Here is a 14,455-nt window from a genome sequence, read left to right as displayed (position 1 = left end):
ATAGATAGGAGGGGTTACCACAATAAGGTAGCCCTTTTTTCTTTATATGGAAGTTTTTGTTTTATATATTTGTTACGTGCTTGTCATTTAATTTTAATTTCCCTGCCATTTACATAATTTACGGTTATATATAATAAAATAAGGACCTGTCATAAAAAAGATTGTTAAAGAGGTGCAAACTATGAAATATTCAAAACAGCTGGTTAGCTGCATAATAGCAACGTGTTTGTTAAGTGCTTGCTCAGCGAATGCTGAAAAAGGTACAAGCAATAGTGATACGAATAGTGAGTCAACTGTACAAGTTGATACCAATTCGCAAACTACTGAAGAAAAGACCAACACAGATGATGAAAATGAACAACAACAGACTTCTGAAATTAAAAAAACAACAGATGATACAACAACTTCAAGTACAAATAATTCATCTGTTACAAACAAAGAAGATCAAACAAAAATGATCGAAACAATAAAAAAAGAAGTAAAAACGTCAGGATTACCAGTCGAACTTCCAACCATACTACCTTTGAAGGACGGAAAATATTTAAGCGCAACAACAAAAGCTGGAAAGAATAACTATTCAATTGTGTTCTATGAAAGTGATAAAAACGTTAAAATAAATGATCCATCCTTAAGAAAAGCTCCTAAAAAATCAATAATAGCAAAATATAAAGTCATAAAATACATTGACTTAAATAAAGCAAATACAGAAATTTCCTATGAAGACTTTAGCAAGGTAGGTGGCCAAAAGGTGAATCTTGGCCATCAAATTATTGGATATCAAGATGCAGGGGCTGGAGCGCTATGGACTAGTTGGAATGAAGGCCGCTGGGCACTTGCAACACATACAAGAGCGACAAAGCCAGAACAAGGGCTCGAACTAGCGAAGAAAGCAGTAGAATTTTTAGAAACAAATACTTTGCCGGTTCCAAAGCCAAATGGTTCGATTCATTTAGATGCCATAAAATCAACTGAAAATAATGTGAAATGGCAAAATAACAACATTGTGTTTTCAGTAGAAAAAGTACAAGACCCGATTGATGCTTTAAAGATTGCTACATCGGTGAAATAGAATATTACCTTTGAAGATGAGGCTACCTTCCTGGGGGCCTCATTTTTTATTTAATGGTGAAAAGGAAATACCCATTCAAAAAAGAAACAAATATCGATCAAAATATTCTAATCCATAAGAAGTCTACCATCCATGTCTAAAAAGAATATATTTATATTCAAACATATTTCACTATGTTATAATTTTCTAAAAATTCAAAAGGATTGTGACCGATATGACAATTCCTGATTTAAAAGAACATCTTCAACTACTAGAAGAAAATCTACTAACAGATGAAGTGCGTTTAGATCCACTTAAGTTAAAAAAATATCTAGCAGAGGATTTTTTTGAGTTCGGAAGCTCAGGGCATATTTGGCATATGCAAAGCTATCTTGGAGAAAATGGAGCAGGTATAATTGATGCTTCCATTGCAAACTTCAGCATACATCCACTATCAGAGGATATTGTATTAGTAACATACCTTCTGGAAAATAGAACCCGTCACAATTATTCTCTACGTAGTTCCATTTGGAAGATTTTTGATGGGGTATGGAAAATGGTTTTCCATCAAGGAACGGTTAAAGCAGATAGCCAAATAACAAGGGGGGATTACATTGACTGTTAGATTATTAACAGAAAAAGATGCTCAAGCCTATCGTGACTTAAGGTTAGAAGCATTGCAAAAGAATCCTGAAGCTTTTGCGGCAATTTTTGAAGATGAACAAAAAAATCCATTAGAATACTATCAAAAAAGGTTGAAAAGAAATGAGTTTTGGACTTATGGCTATTTTGTTCAGAACGAATTAGTTGGTATTGTTACCTTACTAAGAGAACAAGGTCCAAAACTACATCACCGTTCATCAATTGTAGCGATGTATGTTACAGAAAAGGTGCGTAAAAGGGGTATTGGAAAAGAATTAATGCAAGCTGCTATAGAGCAAGCAAAGAAAATTGATGGAATTGAACAAATCTATCTATCTGTTGTCACAACAAATATTTCCGCAATTGCTCTATATCAAGCATTAGATTTTGAAATATATGGTACAGAAAAAAGAGCACTGAAAACAGTTGATGGAACTTATTGGGACGAATATCATATGGTTTTATTTCTATAACAAGGGGAAAGGAACTAAATGACTACTATTTATTTTGTTCGACATGCACATTCAATCTACACACCTGATGAATTGAAAAGGCCACTTTCAAAACAGGGATTATGTGATGCGGATAGATTAACTAAGATGTTAACAAAAAAGGAAATCGATTTAGTTATAGCTAGTCCATATAAACGAGCAATTCAAACAGTTGAAGGTATCGCAAGGGCAAATGGAAAAGAAGTTATGATCAATCAAGCATTTCGTGAACGACTACTGTCTTCTGAACCTGTAGATGACTTTCATCAAGCGATTTCAAAAGTATGGAGTAATCCAGCCTTTGTATGGCCAGGAGGAGAATCCAACATCGATGCTCAGAGACGGGGAGTACATGCAACATTAGAAGTATTAAAACAATATGAAGGGAAAAGGATCGTAGTAGGTACCCATGGTAATTTGATGGTACTCATTATGCAATATTTTGATCGTCGTTTTGACTTTTCCTTTTGGCAACAGCTTGCAATGCCCGATGTTTATCGGCTTGAGTTTATAGGACAAGAATTAAAATCAGTAAAAAGAATATGAAAGGTAAATTAAAAAGATTACAGTCTACTCCAATACAATAACGATTCAATGTTATTTCCCTTTTATTTCTGTTATAACTATTAGTATTGGGGGAATGACTATGAGCAAGTACAAAACATTATTATTTGATATAGATGATACTTTACTAGATTTTTCTTCAGCTGAAGATGAGGCTTTACATCGTCTCTTTGCCGAAAATGGTTTAAGTTTAACAGACGAAGTAGAGAACCGATATAAAGAAATTAATGGAGGTTTGTGGGCAGCATTTGAACGGGGAGAAGTTTCTCGAGAAGAGATTGTAGACACGCGCTTTGAACGCCTGTTTAACGCTTATGGTAAGAGGGCTGATGGTAAAAGATTAGGTTCTCGCTATCAACAATTTTTAGCAGAAAATCACGATTTGATAGAGGGAGCATCTGAGTTAATCCAGAGTCTTGCTTCCGAATTTGATTTGTATATTGTGACAAACGGTGTCTCAAAAACTCAATATAAACGTTTACATGAATCAGGTCTTTATTCGTTTTTCAGAGATATATTTGTTTCAGAAGACACAGGTTATCAAAAACCAATGAAGGAATACTTTGATTATGTATTTTCACATATTACATCAATTGATCAATTTTCGACTTTAATTATTGGTGATTCACTTTCTTCAGATATAAAGGGAGGTTTAAATGCTGGTATTGATACATGTTGGTTTAACCCAAAACATAAGGTGAATCTTACACAAGATCAACCAATGTATGAAATTGAACATTTAGCAGAATTGCATAAAATATTACAAAGACAAACTACATCCATTCAGTAAATCAAAAGTGCATCATCAAAAATTGATGCACTTTTTTGATAAATAACATAAAGAAATATTTCTGACATATGTCGAGGAGAATTTTGAGTGGCTTTGTCAGTTGATGTTTTAGAACTCATGAAATAAGACAGTAAATAGATACTTCTTGAAAAATAATCTTAAATGCCTAGTAAATTTTTGTCTTACAGTATTTACTTTTTCAAAAAATGAGAGTAGTATAACTTCACAATTTAAAAAGTTTCATATTTCTAAATCGCTGAAGTAAATACGCGGGGGAACCAATTTTGGGGTGTATGATATACATCCTTGGGGTGAATCCTTTATATAGGTAGGGCTACTTCGAGGCCCGAATCCGACAGCTAACCTCGTAAGCGTTATAGGAGAAGAAAAATGGAGCTTGCTAGACAAACATCTATGTCTACAAGTCTGTTTTGTTATGACTTGTAGGCTTTTTTCTTTTTCTTTCAGCTAGAAATACGAAACACATTCTAGTGAAGAAGGTGTTTTAGTTGAAATTATCATTGAAACGAATGTTAATAGGTAGACCTTTAAAGTCAACCGAACTAGGAGAACAAAAGTTAAACAAAACAAAAGCGCTTGCCATTTTGTCCTCTGATGCGTTGTCTTCAGTTGCCTATGGTCCTGAGCAAATATTGATTGTCTTAATGACTTTAGGTGCTGCAGCTTTTTGGTACTCTATTCCAATAGCATTTTTGGTCATCATACTGTTAGTTGCTCTTATACTATCGTATAGACAAGTGATTTTTGCATATCCACATGGTGGTGGAGCTTATGTCGTATCAAAGGAAAATTTAGGAGTAAATGCGGGCCTTATAGCCGGTGCTTCACTTTTAGTGGACTATATTTTAACAGTAGCTGTTAGTGTTTCAGCAGGTACAGATGCGATTACATCAGCATTTCCAGAGCTACATGCATATAGTGTAGAGATGTCAGTTCTATTTGTACTCATCTTAACCATTATTAATTTACGAGGAATTACTGAATCTGCATCTGTTTTAGCTTATCCTGTCTACTTGTTCGTTGCATCATTGCTTATATTAATCGTTGTTGGAATATATAAAATTGCTACAGGTCAGGTATCTCCAGATCTTCATGCATCGATTGGAACTCCTGTGGCTGGTATTAGTTTGTTTATCTTGTTAAAAGCTTTTGCTTCAGGAAGTTCTGCTTTGACTGGGGTAGAAGCAATATCAAATGCTATTCCAAATTTTAAAGAACCTGCACCGCAAAATGCATCTAAAACTTTAATGGCAATGGGTGGATTATTAGCGATACTATTTTCTGGAATTGTCTTTCTTGCCTATTATATGGGGATTAGTCCAAGTTCGACTGAAACTGTAGTATCCCAAATAGCAAAAGAAAGTTTTGGTCGTACAGTTTTCTATTTTGTTATTCAAGGAATGACAGCGCTCATCTTAGTACTCGCAGCAAATACTGGATACTCTGCTTTTCCATTACTTGCCGTTAACCTATCAAAAGATAAGTATATTCCTAGAATGTTTCAAGTTCGTGGCGACCGTTTAGGTTATTCAAATGGAATCATTTTCTTAGGTGTCTTTGCTGTCATCCTTATATTAATGACACAAGGATCAACAGAACAGCTCATTCCATTGTATGCTGTAGGGGTTTTTATTCCGTTTACATTAGCGCAAACAGGAATGATGGTGAAGTGGTGGAAGGAAAAACCAAAGGGCTGGATTGGAAGATTTATCATTAATACAGTCGGAGCCTTTATCTCTTTTGTTGTAGCTATGATTTTCTTTATCACTAAATTTGATCATGTTTGGCCAGTTCTAATCTTTTTACCAACACTTATTTTCGTTTTTCATCGAATTAAAAATCACTATACCTTAGTAGGTGAACAACTTCGAGTTGACCAATTGAATAAAGTGCTTCCTAAAATTGAGGGGAATGTAGTTTTAGTGCCAGTAGGTGGAATCAGTAAGGTAGTTGAACATTCAATAAGCTATGCAATGTTACTCCACCCAGAACATTTAATCGCAATATATGTAGCATTTGATAAAGAAGAGATGCACGCCTTTGAAGAAAAATGGGCACATAGATTTCCTGATGTGAAATTATTGACGTTGTATTCACCATATCGGAGTCTAATATCACCATTAACAAAAGTAATCGATAAAATTGAGCGCAAGACAAAACAAGAAAATCGTCAAGTTTCTATTGTTATTCCTCAATTTATACCTAAGAAAGGTTGGCATAATATATTGCATAACCAATCGAGTCTGTTAATACGAACATCCTTATTATATCGAAAAGACGTTGTATTAATCACAGTACCATATCATCTAAAAAAATAAATGGATGATGCTGAGTTAATAATCGTGTGTTTTTTAGAAATTAGGGAATAGTAACATTATGAAATCTGCTTTATGCAGTAATTAGACTATAGAAATGCTAATACGTAAAGGAGTGAGATTCCAATGAGGGTATTTGTGTTTTATTTTGGATTAATCTTATTAGTATTAGGATTAGCACATCCACTAGGAATAGTGGATTCTGACATATTTAAATATATTCTTTACGTTGGGATTATTGCTTTTGGAGTTGGTGTCTTGCTGTTACCTAATAAGGAATATAAGTGAATGAATTTTGGAAAGAGCTCCATCTTTGAAAAGCGTCGGTATGAGGTGACAAGATGTTCGCGAGATTTGAAGAGATTGAAGGTTTTATCGTAAAAGGATACGCAATTATAAACGGTCAAAAAGAAGACCTACCAATTCAATGGAAGAAACTTGAGGCAGAATTAAAAAAATCAAATATTCACCCGAAAATTAAATATGGCGTATATATATCAATGGACGACGAAGGTTATCATTATATAGCAGGAATAGTATCTAATGCCGCAAAAGGATTGAGTGATACAGACCAAGTATTAGTTGCGGCAGGACGGTATCTTGTCGGCATAGTAGAGAATGGTGTTGAAGGAATCCCAGCAAGCATTGAAGCATTATTGAATGTTAAGGGGATTAAATTCCGACATGCGCCATGCTTTGAAAAGTTTCATGAAAAAGATGGAACAGAGAAAAGTGAAATTGAAATTTGGATACCAATTGAATAATTATTGATTCTTGAAATAAAAGCCACAGTATACCTCTGTGGTTTTTATTTTTGAATGCAATTCTGTTAATCTATCTTAAAAGGATATTATTTTGATTAATGGGAGGGAATATATTTGGCAAATAAGGATAAGTCGTACAATCTTTCTTTTGAAAAAGTGATGAATTTTAGAGATATGGGTGGCTATGAGACCAGTGATGGAAGGAGAGTAAAGAAGGGGATATTTTATCGTTCAGGTGATTTGTCTAGAATGACCGATAAAGATAAAGCCCTTTTAGAATCATTAGGCATTCGCACAATTTTTGATTATCGAGATGATGATGAAGCTATTGCAAAGCCCGATCCGACGTTTAAAGATGTGGCCAATATTCGTATTCCTGCGAAGAGAAATGATGGAATTAAAATGCCATCGGTTACATTAAAGGATATAGATAACAAAAAGTTTTTAGAGCGTATCAATGCAGATATTTTCACTGAGATGTATAGTCAATTAGCCTTTAACAATCCTTCTTATCAAAAACTAATAGAGATTATTCAAGAGCCAGACCGGCTTGGGATTTTACATCATTGTGCTGCAGGAAAAGATCGTACAGGAGTAGGAGGGGCATTAATATTATTGGCGTTGGGTGTTCCACGAAATCTAATATTAGCCGATTATCTATTGACAAATGATTATATGAAACCAATGAGAGATGCAATGATACCGATATTAACAAAGCATTTAAATGAAACAGAAATGCGTCGATTTGGAGATATCATGAGTGCGAAAGAAAGATATTTGGAAGCAGTATTTCAAGCTATTGATCAAAAATATGGAGATGAAAATCGTTTCTTTGAAGAAGAATATGGCTTGGATTTTCCGAAACGCCAAAAGTTGCAACATTATTACCTTGAATAAGACAACTTAAATTTTAAATATTTTATATTTTCTAAAAGTGTTATGATATATCTAATAATTTGGATTTAGGAAGGATTTATGAGATTGAATATAAATGCAATGTTGAAGATGACACTCGCAATGGCCATATTCGGATCTATCGGATTTTTCACAGTGAATACAGGTATCCCGGCAGAAGAATTGGTTTTCGTACGATGTATTTGTGCGACGTTATTTCTATCTGGGGTGTGGTTCTTTACCGGTAGTTATAAAACGGAAAAGTGGTCGCGTAAAGAAGTTTTACAAACGATGTTATGTGGCGTTTTTTTAGTTATGAATTGGGTTTTTTTATTTAAAGCATTCAATGAAATGTCGATATCAGTCGCTATTTCTATTTACAATTTAGCACCTATTTTTGTACTGATTTTAGGTAGTTTATTCTTGAAAGAGAAGATGTCAGTAGGTTCTGCAATTGCCGTAGCTGTTTGTTTTTTAGGAAGTATATTCATCATAGGGATAGAACAGTTTACATCGATTGAAACATTCTTTAATTCAGGCTTTGTATGGGCGATTCTATCAGCTTTTTGTTATGCAATGACGATGATAGTTGGTAAAGGAATTACACATTTAAGTGCATATGCGATGACTTTTATTCAGACGATTATTGGTATTGTAATGTTATTGCCTTTTATGGATTTTTCAGTTTTCGATGGGCTAACTAAATGGAATTGGTTTTATATTTTAGGAACGGGATTGATACATACAGGTATAGTATATTATCTATTCTTTGATAGCTTACGTAATTTGCCGACAGTTATTACTTCGGCGTTAGTATTTGTGGATCCTGTTGTTGCTATTTTACTTGATATTTTAATATTGGATTTTAGACCTACCATGTGGCAAACACTTGGAATTGTATTCATATTCGGAGGTATTATTTTTACTTTATGGAAGCCAAACCGAACTGCTTTAGAATAATTAGGACACTTAGCTTTTCCTTAAGTGTCCTAATTATTTAAACTTCTTTAACCATTAATACATGTTCAATACCTGCATCAAGGAAGATACCAGACTTAACTTCATATCCTAATTTTTCATAAAAACCTTGAGCTTGTAACTGTCCGTCAAGTTTTACTTTAGAGGCACCAAGTTTCTTGGCCTTATCTTCTAATGCTTGAATAATGATACGACCGACTCCATGTGAACGATATTCTTTAAGTACAGCCACACGTTGCAGTTTACCAATACCGTCAACAAGTCTAACTCGTCCAGTGCCAATTGCTTGGTTTTCATCTGTTGTAACAAGAAAGTGATAGCATTCCCCACCAAGATGATCGTAAGCATCAATTTCTTCTTCTTTAGGGACCTTTTGTTCTTCTACAAATACCTTCATGCGAATTTTAAACTCTCTTTGTAAATCCTCTTGAGTTGTAATTTCAAAAACTTTCATGAAATTCCCTCTTTCTTCTGATATTCAATAACAGGTCTATAATATTGCATATTATATATGAAAAATGTTTGAAAGTAGAGTAATAGATATACGTCTTTATGAAATAAGTTTTAAACCGATTGCTGCAAATAAAATCATACAGATGAACATAATACGTTTCCATTCTTTTGATTCTCCAAAGAATAACATTCCGATTATCGCACCACCTGAAGTACCAATACCAGTCCAAATAGCGTATGCAGTGCCCATAGGAATAGTTTTCATCGCAAAAGACAATAGCATAAGACTTAAACCAAAGCTAACAATCAAAAATATAATAGTAGAGAGAGTTCGTTTTTCTTGCCAGCGATTCATCATAGCTACACCAAAAACTTCTCCCAAACCGGCAATGATAATAGCCAACCAAGCCATTAGACTTCACCTTCCTTTTGGCCTTTTGTAGTGATTGCTTTCAAGCCAATAACACCCGTCAATAAAAGTATTAATAGTAAGACCTTTGCTAAGCTGATTGATTCCCCAAAAAAGAGAATACCTACGATGACTGTGCCTGCAGTCCCGAGACCTGTAAAGACGGTATAGACCGTTCCGACAGGTAAAAATCGACCGGCAAGCAACAAAAGATAGAAAGTGAAAACTACAGCAAAAGCAGTTCCTCCCCAAGCCCAAACGTTATGGGAGTGTTTTAAACCAACTACCCATAAAATTTCAAATAATACAGCTAGTAGTACAATCAACCATTGTTTTTTCATCTTTTACCATTCCTTCCTACATAAAAAAGCCTAAGAGAAAACTGAACGAATCAGTAATCTCCCAGGCTTTTATCCTTCCGTGGCATAGCATATATGCTATGTGATTTCTCTTGGACCAGACCAAGCAGTGCTTACGGAACCCTAGAAATCATTGTGTTATTAAGTTGATATTATCTTAGCAAATGAGACGATTTGTTTCAACAAAACTCTCTTTGATATTGTGGTGGTGATACTTATTTAACTAAATTAATATTATATTCTTCGAACCAGAGATGAGTCTGTATTAAATAGGCAAGTAATTGTGGACCTGTCATTAATTGACCAAACCATGGTGCGGAAAAAGATGCTCCACCTGATTCAATAAGCGAATCTAATTGTTCTTTGTTAAAGAATTCGAGAAGTACGGAGTTTTTGTCCTCTAAAATAGAAGAAAGCCATTTTCCTACTCCTTCTGTATATGCAGGATTATGTGTTTTTGGATATGGATTTTTTTTGCGATAAAGTACTTCAGACGGTAATATATCCTCCATTGCTTTTCTAAGGACACCTTTCTCCATATTTCCGCAATTTTTGATTTCCCAGGGAATATTCCACACATATTCGACAAGATGGTGATCAGCAAAAGGCACACGTACTTCAAGCCCTGCACGCATAGTCGTACGATCTTTTCGGTCCAATAGAGTAGGCATAAACCAAGTCATATTCAAGTAAAACAATTCTCTTCTTTTTGCATCAGCAAGCGATTCATTTTCTAGAATAGGTGTTTCTTTTCTAGCTGTTTCATAGGCTTGTTGTACATAATCTTCAATATTCAATTTTTGACGCCACTCAGGTCTTAGTAACTCAATCCGCTCTTTTGTAGATCGCATCCAAGGGAATCCTTCTGTTTCTTTAGCAAAAAACCAAGGGTATCCACCGAAAATTTCATCTGCGCATTCACCAGATAAGCTTACTTTAAAGTTCTTTTTAATTTGTTTACTAAACCATAGTAAAGATGAATCGATATCGGCCATTCCAGGCATATCTTTTGCATAAACGGATTCTGTAAGTTCTTTGATCAAAGTTTCTTGTAAGATGACTTCAGAGTGATGAATTGTTTGGAAAGTTTCAGACATTTTGTTAATCCAGAAAGTATCATCTGATCGTTGAAAATCATTAGCTTTGAAAAATTGTGCATTGTCTTCGTAGTTAATAGAATAAGTATGGAGGGGTGATTTGTCCGTTCCTTTGAACTTATTTGCAGCGATTGCAGTGATAATACTTGAATCGAGGCCACCAGATAGCAATGTACAAATTGGTACATCTGATACTAGCTGTCGTTCGACAGCATCTACAACTAAATGGCGTACCTTTTCGACAGTTTCATCAAAAGTATCTTCATGGACTTTACTTGTAACATTCCAATAACGATTTATTTTTAGACCATTTACGTCATATTTTAGGAAATGTCCTGGACGTAGCTCTTTAATATGTTTGTAGATAGTTTTACCAGGTGTGTGGGAAGGACCTACGCCAAATAGTTCAGCTAATCCTTCATAACCAACAGTCGCGGGGATATCCGGGTGGGCAAGTAATGCTTTTATCTCCGAGGCAAATAATAATTGATGTTGTATGTCACTGTAATATAGAGGCTTTACACCTAGTCGGTCACGTACTAAAAATAAACTTTTTTCTGTAGAGTCCCATATACCAAAGGCGAAAATACCGTTAATCTTATCTACGCATTCTTCGCGCCATTCGATATATGAAACGAGTAACACTTCCGTATCAGAAGTTGTTTGAAAATGATAGCCTCTTTGGATCAATTCATTTCGTAAATCATCTGTGTTATACAGTTCACCATTATACGTAATGGTATAATGATGACCGCTTTTTTCATAAGTCATCGGCTGCTTTCCACCTTCAAGATCGATGATGGCTAAACGTTGATGACCAAATGCAATTGGTCCATCACACCAAATGCCATCTGCATCAGGGCCCCTTTTTTGTAGTGTGTTTGTCATTGTATGTAATAAGGGTAATTGTGTTGTTAAGTCTTTTTTTAAATCACACCAACCAGTAATTCCGCACATATGATCACATCCTTAAATCTTATTGATTTTTCATTCTGCATTATATGTAAAAATCATTAAAAGTGGCATAAAAATTAGAGGATGTTTGGAAATTTATGAAGAAGCATTTTTGGCACGAATGAAAAAAATCAGTTAATATAGAATAGTTGTAGATAAAGATTGAAAGGAAGTAGATTATGAGTAACAATCGTAATCAACAAATAGAGGAGATTAGTACAGCAAAGCTGATGTGGCAATTAACGCGTCCGCATACTTTAACGGCAACATTTTCGCCTGTAATTTTGGGGACAGTACTTGCAATGTTTGATGTCCAAATCAACTGGATATTATTTATTGCTATGCTTGTATGCTGTCTATGCCTCCAAATTGCAACCAACTTATTTAACGAATACTACGATTTTAAACGAGGATTAGATACAGCTGAATCTGTTGGAATTGGTGGGGCATTAGTACGACATGGCACAAAACCTCAAACCGTATTAAATTTTGCCTTACTATTATATGCAATTGCTGTTATTCTTGGCATTTATATTTGTATGAGTAGTAGTTGGTGGCTTGTAGCTATTGGCGTAGTAGGGATGGCAATTGGTTACTTGTATACTGGAGGACCGTATCCGATTGCATATACTCCATTTGGTGAATTATTCGCTGGCCTTAGTATGGGATTTGCATTTGTATTAATATCTTATTTTATCCAAGCTGGAAGTATTAGCATGACAAGCCTTCTTGTATCGATTCCGGTCGGTATTTTAGTAGGCGGTATCAATATGTCTAATAATATTCGAGATATAAAAGAGGATACTCTCGGTGGTAGAAAAACTTTAGCGATTCTTGTAGGTAGAGAAAATGCTATTAATCTATTAGGACTATCTTTTGTGATTGCATATGCATGGATGGTTGTTTTAATCATAATGGGAATTGTAAGTCCATGGCTACTGGTGGTATTTATCAGTATTCCTAAGCCTATCACTGCTATTAAAAGCTTTAAAGAGGGAGAAAAAGAACCAGCGAAATTAGGACTTGCTATGAAGTCAACGGCAATGACAAACACATTTTATGGTTTATTATCTTCAGTAGGTCTAATTTTAAGTTACTTTTTTGCATAAAAATTGGTGGATTTCTTTAAACGCTTTCATGTAGTAAAAATAAGAACTTTTTTGAAGTATGTACTTTTAAATTCGTCGAGTATTCGGCGAATTTTTTTCATATTCGATAGCGTAGTAGGATAGGATATGATACGATACACACATTGTTTCAAAATTCAATAAAGAAAGAAAGGCGATGACATGGAACAAGTAATGAAAAGAAACGGTTCTAAAGAAAAATTAAGCTTATTCCATTTAACATGGCCCATTTTTTTAGAAGTATTTTTATTTACATTGATGGGTGTAGCAGATACATTCATGCTTAGTGCTTTAGCAGATGATGCAGTGGCAGGTGTAGGTGCGGCCAATCAATTTATTCATATAACAATATTAATATTAGAAGTGATTGGTAACGGTGCTTCGATTGTGGTGGCACAATATTTAGGTTCTAAAAGATATGAAGAGGTTCCTAAAATTGCAGCTGTTGCAATAACGATGAATCTTGTTATTGGGCTTGTGTTAAGTACATTTTTTGTACTTTTTTCAAAGCAAATGATGCTTGCAATGAATTTGCATGGCGATGTACTGATATATGCAGATAAATATTTAGCAATCATTGGTGGCGGAATATTCTTACAAGCATTGATCAATGCAGCAGCAGCCATTGTACGTGTACATGGTTGGACTAGACAAACAATGTATGTATCCGTTGCGATGAATGTACTACATATTATTGGAAACTATATTTTAATCTTTGGTAAATTTGGTTTTCCGGAATTAGGTGTTCAGGGTGCAGCAATTTCTTCAGTTATTAGTCGTGTCATCGCACTTGCGATTTTCTTCTGGTTATTGTATCAGGCTCTAGAATTTCGAATTGACTTCAAATATTATTTAGCTTTACCAAAGGAATATATTAAGAAAATCTTGGCGATTGGAATTCCTTCTGCTCTTGAGCAAGTGCTCTATCAGGGATGTCAAATTACGTTCTTATATTATGTTACTTTTTTAGGTTCAGAAGCATTAGCTGCTCGACAATATGCTTATAATATTTCGATGTTTACATATCTATTTGCTATGGCAATTGGTTCTGGTACAGCAATTATTGTTGGCCGGTATGTTGGAGCCAATCGAAAAGACGATGCTTATGAACAACTATGGACTAGTGTGAAATGGGCAATTTCTTTTACTCTCGTGATGGTAGTTTTTGTTATGATTTTCAGGTACCCATTGATGAGAATATTCACAGACAATCCTGAAGTGATTAAAATCGGGACTTCTGTTTTGCTTTTAAGTGTTTTACTGGAGACAGGGAGAACATTTAATATTACGATTATAAACACGTTGCGAGCAGCGGGAGATGCAAAATATCCGGTTGTGATTGGCTTCTTCTCAATGGTGTGTATGAGTTTAACATTGGGTTACTTCTTAGTCTTCCATTTGCATTTAGGACTTGTTGGAGTTTGGCTTGCGATTGCTGCAGATGAGTGGTGCCGTGCTATACTTGTATTCTTTAGGTGGAAGAGCCGCAAGTGGGAACGTTATGCACTTGTATCGCCAAACAAAGTGGAACACTAGTAGAAAGTACTTC

Annotated in this window: 16 protein-coding genes and 2 riboswitches; of the genes, 12 read left to right on the top strand and 4 right to left on the bottom strand. The window is 34.9% G+C overall.

Annotation, left to right across the window (positions count from 1 at the left end):
* Positions 1–181: 181 nt before the first annotated feature.
* The 10 genes from Q0977_RS05160 to Q0977_RS05115 all read left to right on the top strand — a co-directional run bounded on the left by Q0977_RS05160 (position 182) and on the right by Q0977_RS05115 (position 8,489).
* A complete protein-coding gene (locus Q0977_RS05160) occupies positions 182–1,069 on the top strand; it encodes a hypothetical protein (protein ID WP_124218596.1) in 888 nt (295 codons plus the stop codon).
* Positions 1,070–1,283: 214 nt separating this feature from the next.
* Positions 1,284–1,673 (top strand): DUF4440 domain-containing protein, encoded by a 390-nt coding sequence (locus tag Q0977_RS05155; protein ID WP_119416114.1) that lies wholly within the window; start codon positions 1,284–1,286, stop codon positions 1,671–1,673.
* A complete protein-coding gene (locus Q0977_RS05150; RefSeq protein WP_119416115.1) occupies positions 1,663–2,163 on the top strand; it encodes a GNAT family N-acetyltransferase in 501 nt (166 codons plus the stop codon). Before Q0977_RS05155 ends, Q0977_RS05150 begins: the two co-directional genes overlap by 11 nt.
* An 18-nt stretch (positions 2,164–2,181) precedes the next feature.
* Positions 2,182–2,727 carry a histidine phosphatase family protein gene (locus Q0977_RS05145; RefSeq protein WP_124218597.1) on the top strand — a complete coding sequence of 182 codons (546 nt, stop codon included), beginning with the start codon at positions 2,182–2,184 and terminating at the stop codon, positions 2,725–2,727.
* 100 nt (positions 2,728–2,827) lie between these two features.
* Positions 2,828–3,535: a YjjG family noncanonical pyrimidine nucleotidase gene (locus tag Q0977_RS05140; RefSeq protein WP_299511127.1), complete on the top strand. Its 708-nt coding sequence runs from the start codon at positions 2,828–2,830 to the stop codon at positions 3,533–3,535.
* A 244-nt stretch (positions 3,536–3,779) separates the two neighbouring features.
* Positions 3,780–3,925, top strand: a riboswitch (cyclic di-AMP (ydaO/yuaA leader).
* Between the two features lie 119 nt (positions 3,926–4,044).
* On the top strand, positions 4,045–5,874 hold the full coding sequence (locus Q0977_RS05135; RefSeq protein WP_119416118.1) for an APC family permease: 1,830 nt from the start codon (positions 4,045–4,047) through the stop codon (positions 5,872–5,874).
* Positions 5,875–5,997: 123 nt separating this feature from the next.
* Entirely contained in the window at positions 5,998–6,159 is a 162-nt protein-coding gene (locus tag Q0977_RS05130) for a hypothetical protein (RefSeq protein WP_158582362.1), read from the top strand.
* Between the two features lie 53 nt (positions 6,160–6,212).
* The gene (locus Q0977_RS05125; protein ID WP_119416119.1) at positions 6,213–6,635 is read left to right on the top strand and encodes a GyrI-like domain-containing protein; all 423 of its coding nucleotides are present in this window, start codon (positions 6,213–6,215) and stop codon (positions 6,633–6,635) included.
* A gap of 114 nt (positions 6,636–6,749) precedes the next feature.
* On the top strand, positions 6,750–7,532 hold the full coding sequence (locus tag Q0977_RS05120; protein WP_299511122.1) for a tyrosine-protein phosphatase: 783 nt from the start codon (positions 6,750–6,752) through the stop codon (positions 7,530–7,532).
* Positions 7,533–7,610: 78 nt separating this feature from the next.
* Complete coding sequence (locus Q0977_RS05115; protein WP_299511120.1) at positions 7,611–8,489, top strand: DMT family transporter; 879 nt, start codon at positions 7,611–7,613, stop codon at positions 8,487–8,489.
* Positions 8,490–8,526: 37 nt separating this feature from the next.
* Here the strand turns inward: Q0977_RS05115 and Q0977_RS05110 are convergent, their stop codons facing one another.
* The 4 genes from Q0977_RS05110 to asnB all read right to left on the bottom strand — a co-directional run bounded on the left by Q0977_RS05110 (position 8,527) and on the right by asnB (position 11,782).
* Positions 8,527–8,961, bottom strand: coding sequence for a GNAT family N-acetyltransferase (locus Q0977_RS05110; protein ID WP_299511118.1), 435 nt, complete (start codon positions 8,959–8,961; stop codon positions 8,527–8,529).
* Between the two features lie 96 nt (positions 8,962–9,057).
* Positions 9,058–9,372 carry a multidrug efflux SMR transporter gene (locus tag Q0977_RS05105; protein ID WP_119416121.1) on the bottom strand — a complete coding sequence of 105 codons (315 nt, stop codon included), beginning with the start codon at positions 9,370–9,372 and terminating at the stop codon, positions 9,058–9,060.
* Complete coding sequence (locus Q0977_RS05100) at positions 9,372–9,710, bottom strand: multidrug efflux SMR transporter (RefSeq protein ID WP_119416122.1); 339 nt, start codon at positions 9,708–9,710, stop codon at positions 9,372–9,374. Before Q0977_RS05100 ends, Q0977_RS05105 begins: the two co-directional genes overlap by 1 nt.
* Positions 9,711–9,766: 56 nt before the next feature.
* Positions 9,767–9,866: riboswitch (guanidine-I (ykkC/yxkD leader) on the bottom strand.
* Between the two features lie 77 nt (positions 9,867–9,943).
* Positions 9,944–11,782, bottom strand: coding sequence for an asparagine synthase (glutamine-hydrolyzing) (gene asnB / locus Q0977_RS05095; protein ID WP_119416123.1), 1,839 nt, complete (start codon positions 11,780–11,782; stop codon positions 9,944–9,946).
* 176 nt (positions 11,783–11,958) lie between these two features.
* Between asnB and Q0977_RS05090 the strand changes: the two genes are divergently transcribed.
* Positions 11,959–12,888, top strand: a complete 930-nt coding sequence (locus Q0977_RS05090) for a 1,4-dihydroxy-2-naphthoate polyprenyltransferase (protein WP_119416124.1) — start codon at positions 11,959–11,961, stop codon at positions 12,886–12,888.
* 180 nt (positions 12,889–13,068) lie between these two features.
* On the top strand, positions 13,069–14,442 hold the full coding sequence (locus Q0977_RS05085; RefSeq protein ID WP_299511115.1) for an MATE family efflux transporter: 1,374 nt from the start codon (positions 13,069–13,071) through the stop codon (positions 14,440–14,442).
* Positions 14,443–14,455 lie beyond the last annotated feature (13 nt).

This window comes from uncultured Rummeliibacillus sp., assembly GCF_934216135.1.
Taxonomy (GTDB): Bacteria; Bacillota; Bacilli; order Bacillales_A; family Planococcaceae; genus Rummeliibacillus.
The sequence above is the reverse complement of the archived record's forward strand: the minus strand, read 5'-3'. Positions and strand labels throughout refer to the sequence as shown.

What these genes read in the sequence shown, in the direction of transcription:
- Q0977_RS05160 (WP_124218596.1), top strand. Translation starts at nt 182, where the DNA reads ATGAAATATTCAAAACAGCTGGTTAGCTGCATAATAGCAACGTGTTTG.
- Q0977_RS05155 (WP_119416114.1), top strand. Translation starts at nt 1,284, where the DNA reads ATGACAATTCCTGATTTAAAAGAACATCTTCAACTACTAGAAGAAAAT.
- Q0977_RS05145 (WP_124218597.1), top strand. Translation starts at nt 2,182, where the DNA reads ATGACTACTATTTATTTTGTTCGACATGCACATTCAATCTACACACCT.
- Q0977_RS05140 (WP_299511127.1), top strand. Translation starts at nt 2,828, where the DNA reads ATGAGCAAGTACAAAACATTATTATTTGATATAGATGATACTTTACTA.
- Q0977_RS05130 (WP_158582362.1), top strand. Translation starts at nt 5,998, where the DNA reads ATGAGGGTATTTGTGTTTTATTTTGGATTAATCTTATTAGTATTAGGA.
- Q0977_RS05125 (WP_119416119.1), top strand. Translation starts at nt 6,213, where the DNA reads ATGTTCGCGAGATTTGAAGAGATTGAAGGTTTTATCGTAAAAGGATAC.
- Q0977_RS05115 (WP_299511120.1), top strand. Translation starts at nt 7,611, where the DNA reads ATGAGATTGAATATAAATGCAATGTTGAAGATGACACTCGCAATGGCC.
- Q0977_RS05110 (WP_299511118.1), bottom strand. Translation starts at nt 8,961, where the DNA reads ATGAAAGTTTTTGAAATTACAACTCAAGAGGATTTACAAAGAGAGTTT.
- Q0977_RS05105 (WP_119416121.1), bottom strand. Translation starts at nt 9,372, where the DNA reads ATGGCTTGGTTGGCTATTATCATTGCCGGTTTGGGAGAAGTTTTTGGT.
- Q0977_RS05100 (WP_119416122.1), bottom strand. Translation starts at nt 9,710, where the DNA reads ATGAAAAAACAATGGTTGATTGTACTACTAGCTGTATTATTTGAAATT.
- asnB (WP_119416123.1), bottom strand. Translation starts at nt 11,782, where the DNA reads ATGTGCGGAATTACTGGTTGGTGTGATTTAAAAAAAGACTTAACAACA.
- Q0977_RS05090 (WP_119416124.1), top strand. Translation starts at nt 11,959, where the DNA reads ATGAGTAACAATCGTAATCAACAAATAGAGGAGATTAGTACAGCAAAG.
- Q0977_RS05085 (WP_299511115.1), top strand. Translation starts at nt 13,069, where the DNA reads ATGGAACAAGTAATGAAAAGAAACGGTTCTAAAGAAAAATTAAGCTTA.